At 41.4% G+C, this 19,243-nt stretch carries 17 protein-coding genes; 12 read left to right on the top strand and 5 right to left on the bottom strand.

Annotation, left to right across the window (positions count from 1 at the left end; translation table 11 throughout):
- Positions 1-97: 97 nt before the first annotated feature.
- Positions 98-1,033, top strand: a complete 936-nt coding sequence (locus tag MHM98_RS17020; RefSeq protein ID WP_239440566.1) for a LysR family transcriptional regulator — start codon at positions 98-100, stop codon at positions 1,031-1,033.
- Positions 1,034-1,081: 48 nt separating this feature from the next.
- Positions 1,082-1,594: a DUF4240 domain-containing protein gene (locus tag MHM98_RS17015; RefSeq protein WP_239440565.1), complete on the top strand. Its 513-nt coding sequence runs from the start codon at positions 1,082-1,084 to the stop codon at positions 1,592-1,594.
- Here the strand turns inward: MHM98_RS17015 and MHM98_RS17010 are convergent.
- Positions 1,591-2,145: a hypothetical protein gene (locus MHM98_RS17010; RefSeq protein WP_239440564.1), complete on the bottom strand. Its 555-nt coding sequence runs from the start codon at positions 2,143-2,145 to the stop codon at positions 1,591-1,593. The two genes, MHM98_RS17015 and MHM98_RS17010, sit on opposite strands and share 4 nt — an antisense overlap.
- Positions 2,146-2,494: 349 nt before the next feature.
- Between MHM98_RS17010 and MHM98_RS17005 the strand changes: the two genes are divergently transcribed.
- Positions 2,495-2,857 (top strand): DUF3718 domain-containing protein, encoded by a 363-nt coding sequence (locus tag MHM98_RS17005; protein ID WP_239440563.1) that lies wholly within the window; start codon positions 2,495-2,497, stop codon positions 2,855-2,857.
- A gap of 69 nt (positions 2,858-2,926) precedes the next feature.
- Here the strand turns inward: MHM98_RS17005 and MHM98_RS17000 are convergent, their stop codons facing one another.
- Positions 2,927-5,140 (bottom strand): TonB-dependent receptor, encoded by a 2,214-nt coding sequence (locus MHM98_RS17000; protein ID WP_239440562.1) that lies wholly within the window; start codon positions 5,138-5,140, stop codon positions 2,927-2,929.
- Between the two features lie 239 nt (positions 5,141-5,379).
- Between MHM98_RS17000 and sthA the strand changes: the two genes are divergently transcribed.
- On the top strand, positions 5,380-6,774 hold the full coding sequence (sthA, locus tag MHM98_RS16995) for a Si-specific NAD(P)(+) transhydrogenase (RefSeq protein ID WP_239440667.1): 1,395 nt from the start codon (positions 5,380-5,382) through the stop codon (positions 6,772-6,774).
- A gap of 65 nt (positions 6,775-6,839) precedes the next feature.
- Here sthA and yjjX read toward each other — a convergent pair whose 3' ends face one another.
- Both yjjX and MHM98_RS16985 read right to left on the bottom strand, forming a co-directional pair.
- Positions 6,840-7,379, bottom strand: coding sequence for an inosine/xanthosine triphosphatase (gene yjjX, locus MHM98_RS16990; RefSeq protein ID WP_239440561.1), 540 nt, complete (start codon positions 7,377-7,379; stop codon positions 6,840-6,842).
- 40 nt (positions 7,380-7,419) lie between these two features.
- Positions 7,420-8,115, bottom strand: a complete 696-nt coding sequence (locus MHM98_RS16985; RefSeq protein ID WP_239440560.1) for a helix-turn-helix transcriptional regulator — start codon at positions 8,113-8,115, stop codon at positions 7,420-7,422.
- Positions 8,116-9,161: 1,046 nt separating this feature from the next.
- Here MHM98_RS16985 and yihI point away from each other — a divergent pair.
- The 4 genes from yihI to rluF all read left to right on the top strand — a co-directional run bounded on the left by yihI (position 9,162) and on the right by rluF (position 12,457).
- Positions 9,162-9,698 (top strand): Der GTPase-activating protein YihI, encoded by a 537-nt coding sequence (gene yihI / locus MHM98_RS16980; RefSeq protein WP_239440559.1) that lies wholly within the window; start codon positions 9,162-9,164, stop codon positions 9,696-9,698.
- Positions 9,695-10,171 carry a DUF2489 domain-containing protein gene (locus MHM98_RS16975; RefSeq protein ID WP_239440558.1) on the top strand — a complete coding sequence of 159 codons (477 nt, stop codon included), beginning with the start codon at positions 9,695-9,697 and terminating at the stop codon, positions 10,169-10,171. The genes yihI and MHM98_RS16975 overlap by 4 nt, the downstream gene beginning before the upstream one ends.
- A 180-nt stretch (positions 10,172-10,351) precedes the next feature.
- Positions 10,352-11,407, top strand: coding sequence for a 3-deoxy-7-phosphoheptulonate synthase AroG (aroG, locus tag MHM98_RS16970; RefSeq protein ID WP_239440557.1), 1,056 nt, complete (start codon positions 10,352-10,354; stop codon positions 11,405-11,407).
- A gap of 141 nt (positions 11,408-11,548) precedes the next feature.
- On the top strand, positions 11,549-12,457 hold the full coding sequence (gene rluF / locus MHM98_RS16965; RefSeq protein WP_239440556.1) for a 23S rRNA pseudouridine(2604) synthase RluF: 909 nt from the start codon (positions 11,549-11,551) through the stop codon (positions 12,455-12,457).
- A gap of 4 nt (positions 12,458-12,461) precedes the next feature.
- Here rluF and MHM98_RS16960 read toward each other — a convergent pair whose 3' ends face one another.
- On the bottom strand, positions 12,462-14,075 hold the full coding sequence (locus MHM98_RS16960; protein WP_239440555.1) for an NAD(P)/FAD-dependent oxidoreductase: 1,614 nt from the start codon (positions 14,073-14,075) through the stop codon (positions 12,462-12,464).
- A 195-nt stretch (positions 14,076-14,270) separates the two neighbouring features.
- On the opposite strand from MHM98_RS16960, the gene MHM98_RS16955 reads away from it, so the two are divergent.
- The 4 genes from MHM98_RS16955 (at position 14,271) to MHM98_RS16940 (ending at position 19,215) form a co-directional block, all read left to right on the top strand.
- Positions 14,271-17,726, top strand: a complete 3,456-nt coding sequence (locus tag MHM98_RS16955; RefSeq protein ID WP_239440554.1) for a PKD domain-containing protein — start codon at positions 14,271-14,273, stop codon at positions 17,724-17,726.
- Between the two features lie 150 nt (positions 17,727-17,876).
- On the top strand, positions 17,877-18,203 hold the full coding sequence (fdxA, locus tag MHM98_RS16950; protein ID WP_239440553.1) for a ferredoxin FdxA: 327 nt from the start codon (positions 17,877-17,879) through the stop codon (positions 18,201-18,203).
- Positions 18,204-18,218: 15 nt separating this feature from the next.
- Positions 18,219-19,085, top strand: a complete 867-nt coding sequence (locus tag MHM98_RS16945; RefSeq protein ID WP_239440552.1) for a carboxylate/amino acid/amine transporter — start codon at positions 18,219-18,221, stop codon at positions 19,083-19,085.
- Positions 19,078-19,215, top strand: a complete 138-nt coding sequence (locus MHM98_RS16940) for a hypothetical protein (protein ID WP_239440551.1) — start codon at positions 19,078-19,080, stop codon at positions 19,213-19,215. The genes MHM98_RS16945 and MHM98_RS16940 overlap by 8 nt, the downstream gene beginning before the upstream one ends.
- Positions 19,216-19,243 lie beyond the last annotated feature (28 nt).

The following is a 19,243-nucleotide window of genomic DNA, read 5'->3' as shown; positions in this document are numbered from 1 at the left end:
TAAATTAAAATTATTTTTAAACAACCATTTGAAAATTTAGCTTTTCACTGAATGATTATTAAGGTAGTTTATAAATTTTATCGCGAGCATTAGTCATATGAATATTAATAAAATCGACCTTAATTTGCTGATTTACCTCGACGTATTGTTACGCGAAAAGAACGTAACGCGAGCGGCAAATCAGCTCAACATTACTCAACCGGCGATGAGTAACGGCCTTAAACGTCTGAGAAATCTGTTTAATGATCCAATACTAGTTCGTACTTCAGATGGCATGGTGCCAACTGAGCGATCACAAGCGCTGGCACCTGTCATTCGCAAAATTTTATTGGAGTTAGAAGAAGCCCTGCAAAGTGAAGATAACTTTAACCCTGCAACCAGTGACCGTGTATTTAGGTTAATGGCCAGCGACTACGCTGCTTCAACATTGGTTCCTAAACTGCTGAGCAATCTCAGTAAGATAGCGCCAAACGTCAGCATCGATATTATGACGCCAAGTGATATTAACTTTCACGACGTGGAAGCAGGCAAAGTGGATATGGCGATTAATCGCTTTGAAGAGTTACCGCAATCCTTCCATCAAAAAACACTGTGGCACGACAGTTTTACCTGTTTGATGGCGTCAGATAATCCAACCAGCAAGCGTTTTGGCCTACAGAGCTACTTACGCGGCAAACACATTTGGGTTTCAAAAACAGGCTTTGGCGTTGGTGTCGGTATGGATCCCAAAGACGTACAAAAACTCGGTTGGGTGGATGAAGCACTCGCGAAAATTGGCGAAAAACGCGATATTCGCGTATTCACACGTAATTACAATGTGGCCATTCAATTAGCGTTGGAAGACCAATTAATCGCGACCTTACCAAGTAAAGCGGCAGCGCGCTTTGTTAATGCGCCGCGTTTTACACTGCTTGATCCGCCATTTGAAATTCCGAAAATTGAGCTAAAAATGATTTGGTCACCATTGCTTCATCATGACGCCAGTCATATTTGGTTTAGACAAAAGGTACTAGAAGCTGCACATGAATGTTAAGGCGAACTAGGGTAACATTAGCGCCAAGATAATTTGGCGCTACATTTCATGACAGAAACAGAATTTTGGCAGCTCGTAACTGCCCAAGACCCCCTCGCTACTTCCGACGAACTAGCGCAACAACTGACCGATAAACTCAATCCACTGACCGATGAGCAACTAGCAGCTTTTGATAAGCACTTTAGCCTCAAAATGCGCGACAGCTACACCTGGCGTCTGTGGGGGGCCGCCTATATTATCGGTGGCTGTAATAGTGAATATGCATTTGCGGAGTTTCGCTGTTGGTTAATATCTCGTGGCCAAGACATTTTCGAGCAAGCCCTAAAAAAGCCTGACACCCTCGCTGAACTCGATGTTTTAAAAGATGATGAAGGCGATCCCTTACCTTATCTTGAAGAGTATGATCTTATTGCAGGACAGCTGTTTGAAGCACGTAACGAACACGAATTGCCATATGTGCCCTCAGGACAAAGCCAGCCATTTGGCAAGCGCTTTAAAGACACCAATAAGTATTTAAAGACCAGTTATCCAAACTTATTTGCTAAATACTGGCAAAGCTAACGGCTTACACTTTTCGCCAGCCGCGTTTTGGCTCGGCAAACAATGCGATCGAAATCATCCGGCTTGATTGACAGTTGCTGACATGCGCTTTGTTTGTCTTGTGAATTAAGCAGGGAGGTCAGAACCATGCGATCACGCAGCTGTGGCAGTGCTGCTATTGCTTGCACCAGTTTTAACTTATTTCGCTGTAATTCGAGCGCCGCTTGGGAAGACATTTCATCCGCTGTGATCTCTTCACAAGACAGCTCACTTTGTTGCCATCTTTTGCATTGTTTAAAGTGATTTATCAGATGGCGATTGGCGATGGATAATGCGTATTGCCTTATCGTCATTGGATTATTTATTAATCCAACTCGCAGATTAACAATGACCGCGATCAGCGTTTCCTGCGCGATATCTGCAGCTCTATGCGCATCGACTTTCTTGCTAATGTGCATAGCTATAAAAGGTAACAATATCGCCGTTAACTGCGCTTCCGCCGTGCGATCTCCACAACCAATGCTGTTACACAAAGTAGCCAATTGATGAGTGTCTCTACTTGCTCGTTTCATAATTCCATCTCCTACTTACAATAAATCCACTATTGCACGAAAAAGTGTAAATCTCCGTCAAGAGAGTTGGCACCATGTTACAAGGCATTTCCAAAATTAAGCATTCGTTGGTATTAAGAATAATAAGCCATACGCTTAAATAACTTTAAAAACAAATTATTAGCGAGAATGTAATGAGGTAATTAACAAATGTTTCGAAATACATTCATTTACATTTGGAGAAAAAACATGCTGTAAGAAACAAGTCGGTATGGGCACTTAATAAGATGACAGGACAAGATTACCGAGCTCTCTCATTAATTGGTGATGGTTCTATCGAATAACATGATGAATAAATCTGGAGAACACCATGAAAACCTTATTACTTACCTTAGCATCAGGCCTATTATTAACTTCTACAGCAGCACACGCAGGTCAATTTAAATTCGTTGCTGGCAACGATAGTCCCTACACACAATTTTGCGTCGCCGCAGCCAACAATAATCTAATGAATTACAACCAGCGGGTTGATAGCTCAGGTCTTAGCGATCGCCATGTTGCTAAAAATACACAATGCAACGGGGAAAATATTGCTAACTTCGCAGCGAAATACGGCGCAGATAAAACCGCCAAGCACATTAACCGCTTTAGACGTGGAAACATCACAATTACTGACTATGCATACGTCGGAAAATCCGAGACAAAAGATCTGACGGTAGTCACTGTTAACTAGTTCCTAACTACCCATCACAAAAAAGGCCAACTTGAAAACGAAGTTGGCCTTTTTCATTCTAGCGATTTATTAGAACGTCCAGCGCACGCCCAGTTTCACATTGACGCCAGGTAATGGCGCTTGCTCTTTCAAGAATGAGCTGTGAACTCGTGCTTCTTTGTCGAATAAATTATTCACTTTTAAGAAATATTTAATATCGCCAAAAGACACTTTCTGGTGTTTGTAAACGCCAACATCTACCAATGTGTAACCATCAGTTTCTTCTTCAAACTGACCCACTTTATCTTGTTTAGCGTAGGTAGTAACACCTAGGTTGTAATGCCAGTCCATGTGTTCCCAATTAAGCGTGTTTTTAATACGCAAAGGCGGAATACGTGGCAGATCTTCGCCAGAAGTTAATTGAACGCGTGAGTAATCAACAAAAGAGCTAAACGTTAGTTGGTCGTTAATGAAGTAACTCAATTGCACTTCACCACCGTATAATTTGGCATCGTTTTGACGATATTGATAAACCGGTAGTTCACCGCTATCTTCCACAACGCGCTCGCGATAAGCATAATTATTCACACGGCTATAAAACGCCGATGCGGCGAATACATAATCGTTACCTTCAACGCGCCAGCCGATATCCAATGTATTGGCATCTTCAGTTTCTAATTTATTAAACTGCGCTGTTGGTTGATGAGTCGCTTTACCTTCAACCACTTCCATATTGAAATAGGCGCCAACATCAAAAGTCTGAGTACCTAAATGCTCACCAAAGGCAAATAACTCACTTGCACTCAACGCGCGTTGACTGTGGCTCAAATTCAATAATAGTTGCTGGTTATCACTCACTTTCCAATCAACACCTGCAGCCCAACTCACTGGGGTAAAATCGATGCTAGATAACGCATTATTTTGCGTTAGCGTTGGATTGATTTTAACTTTTTCGATGCGCGCACCTAAATGCCATTCGGCATTGCCAGTTTGACGGCGCTGCGTTGCATAAATTGCAGTTGCATCCGTTTTAGTCGCTGGCGAATTCGCTTCTGCGCCTACAGGCGTAGTTGAGTCATTTTGCACATGAACACCAACAATACCTTGCCATTGTTCAATCCAATTGTGATGCAGCTGCAGCTTAACTTCGTCAGTTTTATTAGTGATTTGCGTGCCAACAGCGCCTTCTTCAACTTCTTGCAGTTTGTAATCAACATGCACCGCTTTAAGTGAAATGGTGTCGATGCCGTTACCTAAATCAAACCACTTGGCATTAAACTGAGTGCGGTCTTGTTCTGTAAGAACGAAAGGCATAGCTTCGTGTGCATGTTCTTCGTGTTCTTCATCATGACCTTCTTCTTCATGTTCCTCGTGCTCTTCACCTTCATGTTCGCCATGCGCTTCATGAGAGTGACCAACTAAGCCATATTTCGAGCTGGTAGAGCCATAAGCGATACCCATCATAAAGCTATCGGTAATATAGCTAGTACCAAGAGTGAAACCATCACTGCGATTTTGGCTATTTTCAATCACTTTACGCTTAGAGGCTTCGTGCTCGTCGTGGCCTTCTTCCTCATGACCTTCTTCATGGCCTTCCTCTTCGTGCTCCTCATGCTCTTCTTCATGTTCGTCGTGATCATCATGCATGGCGTACACTGGAATATTGGTTTCATTGGCATCTTTAGCAAAACCATCGGCATAGAACGCCCAATTGCCTTTAGAACCCGTAACCGAGAAAGCAGCGTCTTTTGCGTCGTCGACTGTCGAAAACGCGCCAACAACCTCACCAGAGATTTCATCAGATAGTTTGCTTGGAATGCGCTCATCAATCACGTTAACAACACCACCGATTGCACCACTACCATGAAGCAATGTTGCAGGGCCGCGTAAAATTTCGATTTGGCTGGCCGTGCTCACTTCGCTACTTACTTGATGATCTGGCGCACTAGCAGAAGCATCGCCTGCCGATAGACCATTTTGTAGAATTTTAACGCGCGGACCATCTAAGCCGCGGATTACAGGACGCGAAGAGCTCGGTCCGTAATAGTTGGCGTGAATACCCGGTGTAAACTTTAATGTTTCACCTAAACTGCTGCCCTGCATCATATCGAGCTGCTCGCGCTCAATTAAGGTTGAAGAAATTAACGAATCAAGATCGCTACGCAATAAGTGAATATCACCGCGGACAGTGATTGTTTCAGCTTTTTCTTTTTTATCAGCCTTTTGCGGAGCCTTCTCGTTAGCATAAGCAGGTACACACGACATACAAATGAGTGTCGCAAGTAGCGTTTTTTTAGTATTCATTGTGGTTTCCAAAATTGTAACGTTACAACATAACGCAAAAGATGTTATAACATCACGCGATGATGTCAAGCGCTTATTCCGCCAGATGCGAACTAACGTTCGACTAAAGAGCCAGCTTTAGGCGTAGCGATTTGCATCTACAAACGTTAATATTTGTAGCCAAATACTCTAATAATAAGGATCGACACGTGCCGAAAGCCAAGAAATCGTCGCCAGTAGCCAAGAGCGAGCAATTTAATATTTCTAATCATTACGACGCCATCGTAATAGGTACCGGACCAGGCGGAGAAGGTGCCGCTATGGGCTTAGCCAAGCAAGGCAAGTCTGTTGCAGTCATTGAGCGTGCGCCACGTGTTGGCGGCGGCTGTACTCACTGGGGAACTATTCCATCAAAAGCACTACGTCACTCTGTTTCGCGCATTGTTGAATTTCGTCGCAGTGGCTATGACGTTGAAGGTGACTTTAGTAAGCAGTTTTCGTTTAAGTCGATTTTAAAACACACCGAACGGGTAATTAACGATCAAGTGCAGTTGCGTCAGGGTTTTTACATGCGCAACGACTGTCCTATCTACACTGGTCACGCACAATTTATGACAGCCAATGTCATTGAAATAACAAAAGAAGGCGGCGAGAAAGAATACTTAAGCGCAGAAAAAATCGTTATCGCTACCGGTTCGCGTCCTTATCGTCCAGCCGATGTCGATTTTAACAGTCCTTATATTTTTGATAGCGACACCATTCTTTCACTCGATAAAGATCCTAAAAGCATCATCATCTATGGTGCCGGCGTTATCGGTTCAGAATACGCCTCGATTTTCCGCGGATTAGGCGTACGTGTTGACCTTATTAACACACGTGACCGTTTACTCTCATTCCTCGATACCGAAGTGAGTGAATCACTGTCTTATCACTTTTGGAACAGCGGCGTAGTTATTCGCCACAGTGAGTCTTACGAAAAAATCGAAGAGACAGACAACGGCGTTGTTCTGCATTTAGAGTCTGGTAAAAAAATGCGCGCCGATTGCTTACTATTCGCTAACGGCAGAACCGGTAATACGCACGATTTAGGCCTAGATAAGATCGGAATTGAAACTGATTCACGTGGCCAATTAAAAGTGAATGAGCACTACCAAACAGCAGTTGAAAACGTTTATGCGGTTGGTGATGTAATCGGTTATCCATCACTGGCAAGTGCTGCTTATGATCAAGGGCGTATTGCTGCTAAAGCAATGATTAGCGGTAATAATGAAGGGGAATTAATTCACGACATTCCAACAGGCATCTACACCATCCCAGAAATCAGCTCTGTTGGTAAAACCGAGCAAGAACTCACAGAGAAGAAAGTGCCTTACGAAGTTGGTCGTGCACAGTTTAAGCACCTAGCTCGCGCCCAAATTGGTGGTATCAATGTCGGATTCTTGAAATTACTATTCCATCGAGAGACCAAAGAGCTATTAGGCATTCACTGTTTTGGTGAGCGCAGCTCGGAGATCGTACACATCGGCCAAGCAATTATGGAACAAAAAGGCGAAGGTAATAATATTGAGTATTTTGTTAATACCACCTTTAACTACCCAACAATGGCAGAAGCCTATCGCGTTGCTGCGATGAATGGACTAAATCGCCTGTTCTAACACAGATAAAACAAGCTAAATACTAAAAATGCCACTCAACGAGTGGCATTTTTCTATCTGGCGATTTATGCGTAAAACTCTGCGTGAGCAAAACGAGCCATCGCTAATATGGCCGCATGAGTGTAATTCGCTTCACGGGTTGCATGGCCATTAGTAAGCAAGCCAATCGCGCCACCTTTTTGTTTAATATTATTGGTATTAAACAATTCATCCATCAAAGGACCTAACTCATCACCATTTTGCAATCGCTGATAAACACTCATTGGTAATGGCAGATTGGCACCACGCCCTAACGACATATCGCTGTCATTTGCTATGGCAATATAAGCAAAAGTGGCAGGGCCATCTTCAAACAAGTCAACGCCACCTTCAATTGCCGCATAAAAATCTGCTTGGGCATGTTGTTGGCAATAACGCAATCGATTGACAGCACCATCTCGGGTTTCTTTAGCCGTCATTGGCTGTTCAGCCACTAAAGACGGTGCATGCATACCAATACATTCAATGTCACTTTGCGGAAAGTAGGTTTCAAAAGCCGTTTTAATTGCATTAACTTTTACTGGGTTGTGGGAGCCAACCACGATTTTTAGCGTGTTAGATAACATAAGTCATTCATAATCAGTTAAATCGCGGCTAGCTTAGCATTTAGCCAAAAGATCTCAAGCGGCGAACTTTAGGCTCGATTAGCAAGCCAACCACACCTAACACACCCACAAATAAACCGACAATACGTAACCAATTATTCAAAACACGATTGCGCTGAACCCCTGTTCTTATATATTTATAATAACGCTGGCCTCCAGTTACTGACTTTACAAAAAAGTCCCCATTCTTTTGGCTTAGGTGTACTGTTTTAGGCTCAATTCTTGTCAATACTTCGTTTGATAAACTACGAGGACTGTCTTCAAATAACAATAAAGACTCCCCCTCTTTAACTACTCCCATAGACTTATATAAAGCCTGTACTTGACTCGGCGCAACCCAACTCTTTTCCCCAGCCATATAAAACGTCACACCCAGAGCAATCATCACACTCGAGATAATTATCCATTTGAATAAATACTTTGCGTTCGATTGTGTCAGTGCTTGCGTATGTTGCTTTACAAAGTTCAATTTCGACAAATGCTTAATCACATAGGTACGATCAAGCCCTTTAATGAAATCATCTACCGTCATCTTTAGTGCTGTCAGCAACTTTTCAAACATCTCATCCGACGGGAACGCCTTATCATTTTCAAGTTTCGATAAGTAAGATTGTTCAATGCCCATGGCATTTGCCAGCTCTGGTTGATTCAGCTCTTTATCTACGCGTAATTGCTTAATACGTTGTCCTAAAGTCATTTTTTAATTCCATGTTGATTAATTTCAAGCGTATTCTTCGGTATTCCTAGCGGAATAAGTAGATGAATATTACGTGATATAGGTGAATTTTGAAAAAACGATAGAAATTCATCAGTTAATTCACAGAATTTAGCAATGCAGAATGTATACAAAGCAGCATGACCAAACCTAAAAATTCAAACGCATGTTAGCTCTTTTTTTGTGCTGATCGAATATTTTACGCGACTTTATGCATTAACTTTTATTTAACAACGCGTTAAAAAAACAGCAATACATTACGATATTCACTATTTTTAAATAGAGACAAAAGCCATTATATTTGTAAGATATTGGCCATTACGTAAACGTAAGATATTTTTATTGTTGTTTATTATCACTTACTTAGGTTATTTACATTTGTAACCGCACAAAAAAAGTGGAGAAAATCGCTTGTGATGCGTTTTCACATCAGTAAAGTAACCCCCAGTTAAACGCACCGACTAAATAATAATAAAAATTACATAATTATAAGTGTTTGACTCAAGCCAAGATTTGGCTTTAAGAATAAGAAATTAGGTACTTTGTACCAATGTACTTTGCAGTATTAATTAAGTGCGATTTTTAGCTTAAGTTTAAGCTACCTCAACAACTGATTTAGTTGTTAGGAAAATAATAAAAAGCCATTGCGGCATTTGAGACCTTGTCTCCTTTGTCTCTTAATGATGAGAGATTATCTACGGTTAGTAGATTAGCTTGTAGCTAACGCATTTGAACATGCCTTTTTATGTTGATGATTTAGCGAAGCTTATAATAATAAAATACATTACCTACTATTCACCAGTAATCATGGAAGGTTGAATAAAAATAGGATGTGAAACTAGGAAACAACCTTTCTTTTATATTTGAAGGAGAGCTCAAATATAAAAGTAGTGTGTATTCACTTGATGACGGCAGATTTATCTGCCGTTTTTTTATTTGTGTCTCAGCACAAATTTCCCCTCCTCTACTGAAATTATCGCCAGTTTCTGGTATAACACGCGCTAATTAAATTCAATGAAGCTATCGCTATGACCCGTAAGAAAAAGACCCGTAAGGAACAATCTATTGGCGCAGGTAAAAAGCCATTAGAAAAGTTATCCGAACGCTTAAAAGACACCAGAAAGAAAAAAAGCAAAGGCCGACCAGCGGGTGCTAAAGCAAATATCGATGGCGCCAAAGTAAAGAAATCGCCGAGCAAAGGTGGCAATGCCAAAACACAAGATGCTCGTGTTGGCAGCAAAAAAGCGATTGAGCTTGTACCTCAAGCGGTAAGCAAACCACTTGAGCCTAAGAAAATTGCAGTTAAAAAACGTAAGCCAGAACCTAAACTTTCTGTTGAGCAACAACTTGCGAACATTGAAAACGATGAGCGCCTAAACGATCTATTAGATAAGTTAGATGATGGCGTTGAGATTTCAGCGAAAGATCAAGCTTATATCGATCACCAAACAGCTGCGCACCAAAAACTAATGGCACTCGTTGACGACAACGATGAACCAGAAGAAAAGAAAGAAGCGTGGGAACAAATCGATAGTTCTGAGTTTGATGAGTTTAAATCAAAATGACCACATTACATATCGTTCTAATCGTAGTCGCTTTACTGATTATTAGTGGCTTAGCGTTTTACGCTGGCAAGCTCCTCGCTAAGGTGCGTGAACAAGAAGCAAAGCAACAAGCTGCGATTGCTGAGCAGCAACAAAAGATAGCCGCACACAACCAAAAATTAGTCGAAAGTATTCGATTAATCGCCAAAGCGATTGGCGAAGAGCAGTGCGAGCCATCTGAAGGTGCCATCAGAATCTGTCGTCTATTAGAAAAAATCCATGTAACTGCTGATGCAAATTTTCCGACGCAATACCCAGCGTTACATGAACTCGATAGCTTTTTAGCAGACTACCCAACACATGAAGGCTACAAAGCCCTACCTCGTCAAGAGCGTATGCGTTTTGATGTAAAACGCGCTCGTGAAGAAGATCGTCTGCGAGAAGCAATTAATAAAGAGTGTGAGTCGTTAAAATCATTTGACGCTCCAGCCTAACGCCTAATAATTCGTTGATATTTGCCAACTTAAAGTGGCAAATATCAACAAAAACCATCCTAAATTCCCAAATACGCTAGATTAGCCAAATCTGTTATTGCCAAAGTCCTTTCCCTTAGTTACCGTGTGGGTTCTATCCGCAATTATTAGTAAACAATGAGCAAAAACTAAGGAACCTTAATGTACTACCAAACTGACGACATCAACATTGAAAAAATCAAAGAGCTGTTACCCCCTGTTGCCCTATTAGAGCGATTTCCACTAAGCACTAAGGCTTCAAAAACAGTATTTGATGCGCGTCAGACGACCCACCAAATATTAACGGGAAAAGATGACCGTTTATTAGTAGTCATTGGTCCTTGTTCGATTCACGATCCTAAGGCGGCAATTGAATACGCTAATCGCCTAGTTAAGCTACGTGAAGAACTTAGCGCAGATCTCGAAGTAGTAATGCGAGTTTATTTCGAAAAACCCCGCACCACTGTTGGCTGGAAAGGGATGATCAACGACCCGTACATGGACAATAGCTGTAAGCTAAACGATGGCCTACGCATGGCACGTGAATTACTGCTCAACGTTAATGATCTTGGCCTACCAACCGCTGGTGAGTTTTTGGATATGATTACGCCGCAATACATCGCCGACCTCATGAGCTGGGGGGCGATTGGTGCTCGTACTACCGAATCACAAGTACACCGTGAGCTTGCTTCAGGTATGTCATGTCCAATTGGTTTTAAAAACGGTACCGACGGCACCATTAAAGTAGCAATCGACGCCATTGGCGCAGCTAGTGCGCCACACAACTTCTTATCAGTAACTAAATACGGCCACTCAGCTATTGTACAAACCCGTGGTAACGAAGACTGTCATATCATCTTGCGCGGTGGTAAAGAGCCAAATTACAGCAAATCCCACATCGATGCGGTAAACGAGCAGCTAACAGCGGCTAAACTGCCAAATAACATCATGGTGGACTTTAGCCATGCTAATAGTTCAAAACAATTCAAGCGCCAAATGGATGTAGCGACAGATGTGTGTGGTCAAATTGCCGCAGGTGATAAGTCGCTGTTTGGAGTAATGATTGAAAGTCACCTTGTTGAAGGTCGCCAAGATATAGTAAATGGCGAAGCTGCGACCTACGGTCAAAGTGTCACTGACGCCTGTATCGGCTGGGATGACACCGAAGCCGTGTTACGTCAATTAGCGGCAGCAGTACGCGATCGCCGCCAAGCATAATTTATCTTCTGTAAGTAAATAACGGGATGGCGCTCAACCATCCCGTTTTTCATTGTGTTATATACCCAAGCTATATTTCTCGCCACCAGCAAAGGGTGATAGAATTGCGCCACTTCTATTTCTATACAGCCTTTGAAAATTATGTCAGATCAAGCTCAAACTGGTGTTCGCGTTAATAAATTCCTCAGTGAAGCAGGTTATTGCTCACGCCGCGAAGCCGACAAGTTACTGGACTCTGGCCTAATCACCATCAATGGCAAACGCGTCGAAATGGGCACCAAGGTGCAACAAGGCGATGAAGTGCGAGTCAAAGGCGAGCTAATTGCCACCAAACCAGAGCCTGTGTATATCGCGCTAAATAAGCCACGCGGCATCACCTGTACCACAGATCAAAGCATCGAAGGCAACATCGTCGATTACGTGAATTATGCTGAGCGTATTTTCCCAATTGGCCGTCTTGATAAACCGTCAGAAGGTTTGATTTTACTCACTAACGATGGCGACATCGTTAATAAAATTCTGCGCGCGGGTAACAACCACGAAAAAGAGTATGTGGTCACCGTCGATAAGAAAATCGATAGCGACTTTGTCTTTGGCATGAGTAACGGCGTACCTATTTTGGATACCGTAACCAACAAATGTAAAGTCACACAAACTGGCCCTTACAGCTTTACCATTATTTTAACCCAAGGCTTAAACCGCCAAATCCGCCGCATGTGTGAACACTTTGGCTATCGCGTAAGAAAGCTAAAGCGTATGCGTATCATGAACCTGACGCTGGATAACATAAAAGCCGGTGAATGGCGTCATCTGAAAAAGCACGAAATGCGCGAGCTAAATAATCTGATCGCAGATTCGAGCAAAACAGCACCAGGTTACGATGCACCTAAAGCGAAAACGAGTGATAACAAACCGAAGCGTTCGCAGACTAAAAACGGCCAGCAACCACGTGTGAGAGGTTCACTAAGTAAACCTAGCGGCTTTGGCAAAAAACCAACAAAAAAGGGACCTAAAAAGGCCCCTTACGCATATACACCAAAGAAAGACTAGAACCCTAGCTTTCTTCGTGCTGTGAATTAATCGCCAACGCCATGGCTTCGGCGATTTTAATGCCATCGATAGCCGCCGATAAAATACCACCAGCATAACCAGCGCCTTCGCCTGCAGGGTACAAACCTTTAGTGTTAATACTCTGCATGGTTTCATCACGCTTAATACACACTGGCGATGACGTACGCGTTTCAACCGCAGTTAAGGTCGCATCATCCATCGCAAAACCGTGGATCTTGCGGTTAAACGCTGGAATAGCTTCACGCAGTGCTTCATTACAATATTCAGGCAATAAGCCTGATAAATCCGTAAACTTAACTCCCGGTTTGTAAGATGGCTCAACCTCGCCTGTTTCCTCTGTGCTATTGCCTTTTAAGAAATCACCCACGCGCTGCATCGGCGCATCATAGGTTTCACCGCCAAGTTTAAAGGCGGCACTTTCAAGTTCACGCTGGAAATCGATACCCGCTAGAGGACCACCGGGGTAATCACTTGGATCTATCCCCACCACAATCGCGCTGTTGGCATTGCGCTCATTACGTGAGTACTGGCTCATACCATTGGTAACAACGCGGTTTTCTTCAGAAGTTGCCGCAACCACGGTACCGCCCGGACACATACAGAAGCTGTATACACTACGGCCATTTTTACAATGGTGAACTAGCTTGTAATCCGCCGCGCCTAAAATTGGGTGGCCCGCATTTTTACCCCAGCGTGCTTCATCGATAACCGACTGGCGATGCTCGATGCGAAAGCCCACCGAAAACGGCTTAGCTTCAACATAAATACCTTTATCGTGAATCATTTGGAAAGTATCACGAGCACTGTGACCAACAGCTAGCGCAATGTGGTTTGATTTAATATGCTCACCATCAGCGAGCGTTAAACCTGTTACCTTGCCGTCTTCGATATCTAAATCGTCAACACGGGCACTAAAACGAATTTCACCGCCAAGCTCAATAATCTTGGCGCGCATCTTCTCAACCATGGTTACCAATTTAAAGGTACCAATGTGCGGCTTACTCACGTAAAGAATTTCTTCAGGCGCGCCAGCATCAACAAACTCGTTAAGCACCTTACGGCCGTAGTGTTTACGATCTTTAACTTGGCTATAAAGCTTACCATCAGAAAACGTACCAGCACCGCCCTCACCGTATTGCACATTAGATTCGGTATTTAAAGTACGTTTACGCCAGAAACCAAAGGTGTCTTTAGTACGCTCGCGCACTTCCTTACCACGATCGAGAATAATCGGACGATAACCCATTTGTGCCAACACTAAGCCTACAAAAATCCCACAAGGGCCAAAACCGACAACCACAGGACGGTCACCTAAGTCCGTTGGCGCCTTAGCCACAAACTTGTATTCCATATCAGGCGTTTCGCGAATCGATTGGTTTTTTTCAAATTTCGCTAGAATTGCTTCATTGTCAGTCGTTTCAACATCAATTGTATACAGCAAGGTAATATGACGCTTTTTACGCGCATCAATACCACGGCGAAACACCGTAAAATCCACCAGCTTTTCAGCAGGGATTTTCAAGGTAAATAAAACAAGGTTTTTTAGATCATCTTCACTGTGATCTAAATTGAGTTTGAGATTGGTTAATCGAATCATCGAGCTATCCTGATATGTTACTTGGCTATAGTAAAAATTTGGCAGGTATTGTAATGCATTTTTATCTAGGTAAGAAAAACAAATCCTGTAGTGTGATCGCTCTATTTAAAAAATTATTTATGTGCTTGTTATAAGAATGATTAATCAACTATACTTGGTCCGAAATTTTAAAACCATTAAAGTTAGGGACAACAAATGAAAGAACGTTGTAAAGCAATGGGCTTAATTAGCTCGATCTTGTTATTAGGTGCATGCGGTGGTGGCGGAAGCTCAAATGATTCTACACCAACTCCTCCTTCTCCAAATCAGGCCCCAACGATTGCAGCGATTTCACCACAAACGCTAATAGAATCGGAAACACTAGCACTAAAAGCCGATGCAACAGACGGCGATGGCACAATTCAAAGCTATTCTTGGTCAATCAAGTCTGGCGACAACCTTACGCTAGCAAATGAGACCACTGATGAAGTTTCTATTACCGCAAGCGCCATTACCAAACCCTCTGAAGCTGTACTAACATTAACTGTTACCGATAACGACAACGCCGAAACAACACAAGACATCACGATCTCGCTTGTTAATAGAACGTCGACCGTAACAATAAGTGGCTTGGTCACAGACGAAATTATTTCCAACCCTAAAGTCGATATCAAAATCGGCAGCGCAAGCTTTACTACTAATGGTAATGAAAATGGCGAGTATTCTATTGAATTATCAGTTGATGATTCACTAGAAAATGCCTTAGTAGAATTGAGAGCCTTTGGCACATCAGAATCTCAGTCTAATGTTGAGTTCGTTTCGCTTATACCATCCATCAAAACGCTAAAAGCACAAGCGGATGATAATAACGCTGTCTCAAATGAAAAGAATTTAGATTTAAATATCACTAATGTCACGACAGCTAAGTTTGTTTTATTACAACGTAAAAATAGCTCAATCACCGATGAAGAAACATTAAAAAAATTATCATTAGAAATAAATAATAAAGAGCTTTTAAAACTAGCTACAGTGATCAAAGTGGTCGTCGACAACGCTGAGCAATCATTGCCTGAAGGGATTACTTCTACGATTGGACTCATTCAAGATCCAGAAACAGTAGATAGTTTTATTGCCAAGATTAATCAAACCAATTCGTCGTTATACGATTCAACAGAAAGAGAGTTAAAATTAGACAAAACACTCGTCAAAGATAGTGATAATGACGGTACCATTGATCTAGAAGATGCATTCCCACATGACGAAACAGAATGGTTGGATTCAGATGGTGATAACATCGGAAACAATGCAGATACTGATGACGACAATGACAATGTTGAAGATAGCTCTGATGCATTTCCTTACAATGCAAAAGAGCAGTACGATTCAGATAAAGATGGCATTGGTAATAATGAAGATACTGACGATAATGGTGATGGTAAAGAAGATATTTTCACTAAAAAAATGTACGAAATCAGCAATGGCGATTTAGACTCTTCATTTGACTTCACAATTAGCCCAGATGACAGGTTTGCCTACACAGGAAGTGCGCATGGAATTATCATTGCACAATTAGATAGTGATGCCTTACCTACAAACAACTATGAAATACTACCAATTGAAAAGCTGGGATTTGAAGATAAAACTGTATTCGACAAGGGGAGTCGATTAACATCTGAACACACCATAATTTCTAAAGATGGAAATTATATGTATTGGTCAGTTAGACAATATCATCCAGACCAATTAACACGAAATTTCATCAAAGCTTTTTCACTCAATAAAGTCACTGGGGTTCCAACTCACATTAATACAATTGAATTCGACACATACCATAATATTGCCGATATTCTAGTGACAACTCCAGATAACAAATACTTATATGCAATACATCCAACACCTGCATCAATAAATAACCAATCAGAGGTTAGAGTTGTAACCTTAGAAATTAATCCACACACCGGATTTATTAGCAACAAGCACACATATCTGCTGCCGGAAACAAACGTATACAATTACGATCAAAGTTTTGATATTTCACATGATGCAAAATATCTATTTTGGACTCCTCGCCAAGATACAATTTATTCGTTTCAAATTGGACAAGAAGGCTCGGTTGAAAGCCACACTAGCTTAACTATCGATGCCGGTGAATATCATGAGACTCAGTCGGTATTAAAAGCATCGAAAACAAATAATGAACTGTATTTCGCAAGCACAGATAAATTACACATTTTAACTTACAGTGTTTCTGGAGAGTTAAGTGCAAACTACACAGTCAATATATTTGATGATACAACCGTCGATAGAAATGTTTTACATACTTCTATTGACACTTCTCCAGATGGTAAAAGCCTGGCACTCATAAGCGCTAATGCAGGTGATTCAGAACTAAACGTATTGTCTCGTTCATCCTCTGATGAAAACTTTTCAAAACTGTATACTCAAGAATTGAATAGAGGACAATACACAGATATTGAGTTTAGCTCTACAAATGATACGTTCTTATGGCTCGACTTTTATGAGAACAGTATTCTTGGACGAAAAGTATCAAAGGAGTCCCCTCAAGTTACTCAGCAAAATTTTGGTATGAAAAATTTGGCGAACTTCACTCCATTAATCGTCAAAGAAAACTCTGTAGTAGGTGCTTCACATTCCTTTGGCCTTTTGAGTAATGTTTATTTGAATTTCTATGATGTGAATTCGACCGAGACTTCCGTTATTCAAAAAGCCAATAAAGACGATCGTAACTTCTCTGTCAATTCTCATCTTCAAGTTGATTCGGACACTATTATTACTTTAGTGAACAATTTGGAAGCAGGAGAAGGATTAGGCTTCTCATATTTCTTTACTTCCTTTAACGATGAATCAAAATCCATCACTGAAAAGTCCGAATTAGATTCAATTCGTCATGAAGACTCAATGCCTTATAGGTTGTTTAGAGCATCTATCAGCCAAGACGGTAAATATATAATCACCTATGAACGTCACACAACAAGCGCAGAGTCGACAGTTAGGGAGTATTTCATATCTCTTTATAAAGTTAACAAAAATGAACAGAAAGTTGAGTTTGTAACTTCATTGTACTTAGATTCCACATTTAATAGACCTTTCTATGACCAATGGAGTACCGCATTTTTTAGTCCTTATCATGATAGTTTAAATGTCGGTGACAAAACTGTTATGTATTCCGAAGACGACTTAAAAATCGTTGATAATTCTAATCCATCACTCACTACAAAGTTTGCAAAAAACTCTTTAATTGGAATAGGTTCTAAATTCGATTCTGATTCTGAAGAAACGACATTATCTGTACTTAAAGCGGATAAAACGGACGAAAGTTTAATAGTTACGGATGACACGAGTATAAAAGGGAAATTAACGATATCGGGTATAAATAACAACAGATTTATATCCATGACTGATGTAGTTAACGGCTCAGCTTCTGTATATATATGGGAAATAACCTCAGACAATAAATTGAAACTGATGCGAGTAAATCAAATTTCGATAGATAAATCCCAAAATTCCAACGTTGCAATTTATTATGCGCAAGACTCTACAGATACATTTTGGATAAAATTGCTCGACGATCACCATGAATTAATAAAACTATCCATTCTACCGGATTCAGATAGTGACGGTGATGGGCTTCTTGACGCTTCTCAAGAATAACCATGCTAAAAAAGCCATTCGAACGAATGGCTTTTTTATTACAACTAAATAGAATCAACACTCACAATTCCCATTGCTAAAGATTGAAATTAATATTTCAGTAAGTAAGATCCCTAAAAATTTCCACACTTATCAATTTAGGAATCATTCATGGCCTTTGTAGTCACCGACAACTGTATTGCTTGTAAATACACCGACTGTGTTGCCGTGTGTCCTGCCGATGCCTTTCACGAAGGACCTAACTTTCTCGCGATTAACCCAATTGATTGTATCGATTGTGATTTATGTGCGCCTGAGTGCCCTGCTGATGCCATTTTTCAAGAAGATGAGCTACCAACTGGTCAAGAGCAATTTAAAGAATTAAATGCCGAACTCAGTGAAGTGTGGCCAAAAATAACCGATGTGATTTCTCCACTGCCAGATGCCGATAAAGTTAATGGCGTACCTAATAAAATCGACCAACTCATTGTCGAATAAAATGATTAAAACGCCATGAACTATCTTGTAGCCACCACCATCCTTTGGGCCTTTTCATTTAGTTTAATTGGCGTTTATCTCGCAGGCCAAGTTGATGCTTGGTTTTCAGCACTAACCCGAATTGCATTGGCTATGGTGTTATTTCTGCCATTGCTTAAACTGCGCAATGTTGCCAAACCGTTAGCCCTAAAAATTATGGCCATAGGCGGAGTGCAGCTCGGCTTGATGTATTGTTTTTACTATCAATCCTTTTTGTATTTGTCGGTACCAGAGGTTCTGCTGTTTACCGTACTAACTCCTATCTATGTCACCTTGTTTTACGACATCAGCCATAAGCGATTTTCATTCGGCTTTTTAATCAGTGCCATTACCGCAGTTTTTGGCGCGATGACCATAAAGTATCAAGGCGTTAACGATGGTTTCTTGCTGGGATTTGCCATAGTGCAAGGAGCTAACATTAGCTTTGCCTTAGGCCAAGTAGCGTATAAGCGAGTGATGGAATCACAACCAGACGATATTAAGCAATCCACCGTATTTGGTTTGTTTTACATTGGCGCTTTTATTGTCGCGCTATTTTTATTCGCCCTCTTTGGCAATACAGAAAAACTGCCGACCACCAATACGCAATGGGGCATTTTGATTTACCTTGGTGTTATCGCCTCAGGTCTTGGTTATTTCGCGTGGAATAAAGGTGCTACCCTCGTTAGCTCTGGCACCTTAGCGGTAATGAATAACGCCCTAGTGCCTGCAGGCTTGGTGGTTAATATTCTCATTTGGAATCGCGATGAGGACTTAACTCGTCTTGTCATTGGCGGCGCAATTATTTTATTTTCGTTATGGTTAAATTGCTTCTTTAATAAAACCGCAGCAACCAATGAATAACGTATTTATCCTACAGCATCTCCATGTTGTTGATAGTGATACTGAAGACGTGAAATTATTGGCGTCTATCAATCTCGCGAAAAAGCCATTGCTGCCATTAATCAGCTCATCACAGAAAGCGGATTCGTAGATTATCCACAGCTCATCACAAGTGATGA

It is taken from the genome of Psychrobium sp. MM17-31 (assembly GCF_022347785.1).
In the GTDB taxonomy this organism is placed as follows: Bacteria; Pseudomonadota; Gammaproteobacteria; order Enterobacterales; family Psychrobiaceae; genus Psychrobium.
This window is presented reverse-complemented; position numbering and strand designations above follow the sequence as displayed.

Coding starts and splice junctions, on each gene's coding strand:
- MHM98_RS17020 (WP_239440566.1), top strand. CDS start 98: ATGAATATTAATAAAATCGACCTTAATTTGCTGATTTACCTCGACGTA.
- MHM98_RS17015 (WP_239440565.1), top strand. CDS start 1,082: ATGACAGAAACAGAATTTTGGCAGCTCGTAACTGCCCAAGACCCCCTC.
- MHM98_RS17010 (WP_239440564.1), bottom strand. CDS start 2,145: ATGAAACGAGCAAGTAGAGACACTCATCAATTGGCTACTTTGTGTAAC.
- MHM98_RS17005 (WP_239440563.1), top strand. CDS start 2,495: ATGAAAACCTTATTACTTACCTTAGCATCAGGCCTATTATTAACTTCT.
- MHM98_RS17000 (WP_239440562.1), bottom strand. CDS start 5,140: ATGAATACTAAAAAAACGCTACTTGCGACACTCATTTGTATGTCGTGT.
- yjjX (WP_239440561.1), bottom strand. CDS start 7,379: ATGTTATCTAACACGCTAAAAATCGTGGTTGGCTCCCACAACCCAGTA.
- MHM98_RS16985 (WP_239440560.1), bottom strand. CDS start 8,115: ATGACTTTAGGACAACGTATTAAGCAATTACGCGTAGATAAAGAGCTG.
- yihI (WP_239440559.1), top strand. CDS start 9,162: ATGACCCGTAAGAAAAAGACCCGTAAGGAACAATCTATTGGCGCAGGT.
- MHM98_RS16975 (WP_239440558.1), top strand. CDS start 9,695: ATGACCACATTACATATCGTTCTAATCGTAGTCGCTTTACTGATTATT.
- aroG (WP_239440557.1), top strand. CDS start 10,352: ATGTACTACCAAACTGACGACATCAACATTGAAAAAATCAAAGAGCTG.
- rluF (WP_239440556.1), top strand. CDS start 11,549: ATGTCAGATCAAGCTCAAACTGGTGTTCGCGTTAATAAATTCCTCAGT.
- MHM98_RS16960 (WP_239440555.1), bottom strand. CDS start 14,075: ATGATTCGATTAACCAATCTCAAACTCAATTTAGATCACAGTGAAGAT.
- MHM98_RS16955 (WP_239440554.1), top strand. CDS start 14,271: ATGAAAGAACGTTGTAAAGCAATGGGCTTAATTAGCTCGATCTTGTTA.
- fdxA (WP_239440553.1), top strand. CDS start 17,877: ATGGCCTTTGTAGTCACCGACAACTGTATTGCTTGTAAATACACCGAC.
- MHM98_RS16945 (WP_239440552.1), top strand. CDS start 18,219: ATGAACTATCTTGTAGCCACCACCATCCTTTGGGCCTTTTCATTTAGT.
- MHM98_RS16940 (WP_239440551.1), top strand. CDS start 19,078: ATGAATAACGTATTTATCCTACAGCATCTCCATGTTGTTGATAGTGAT.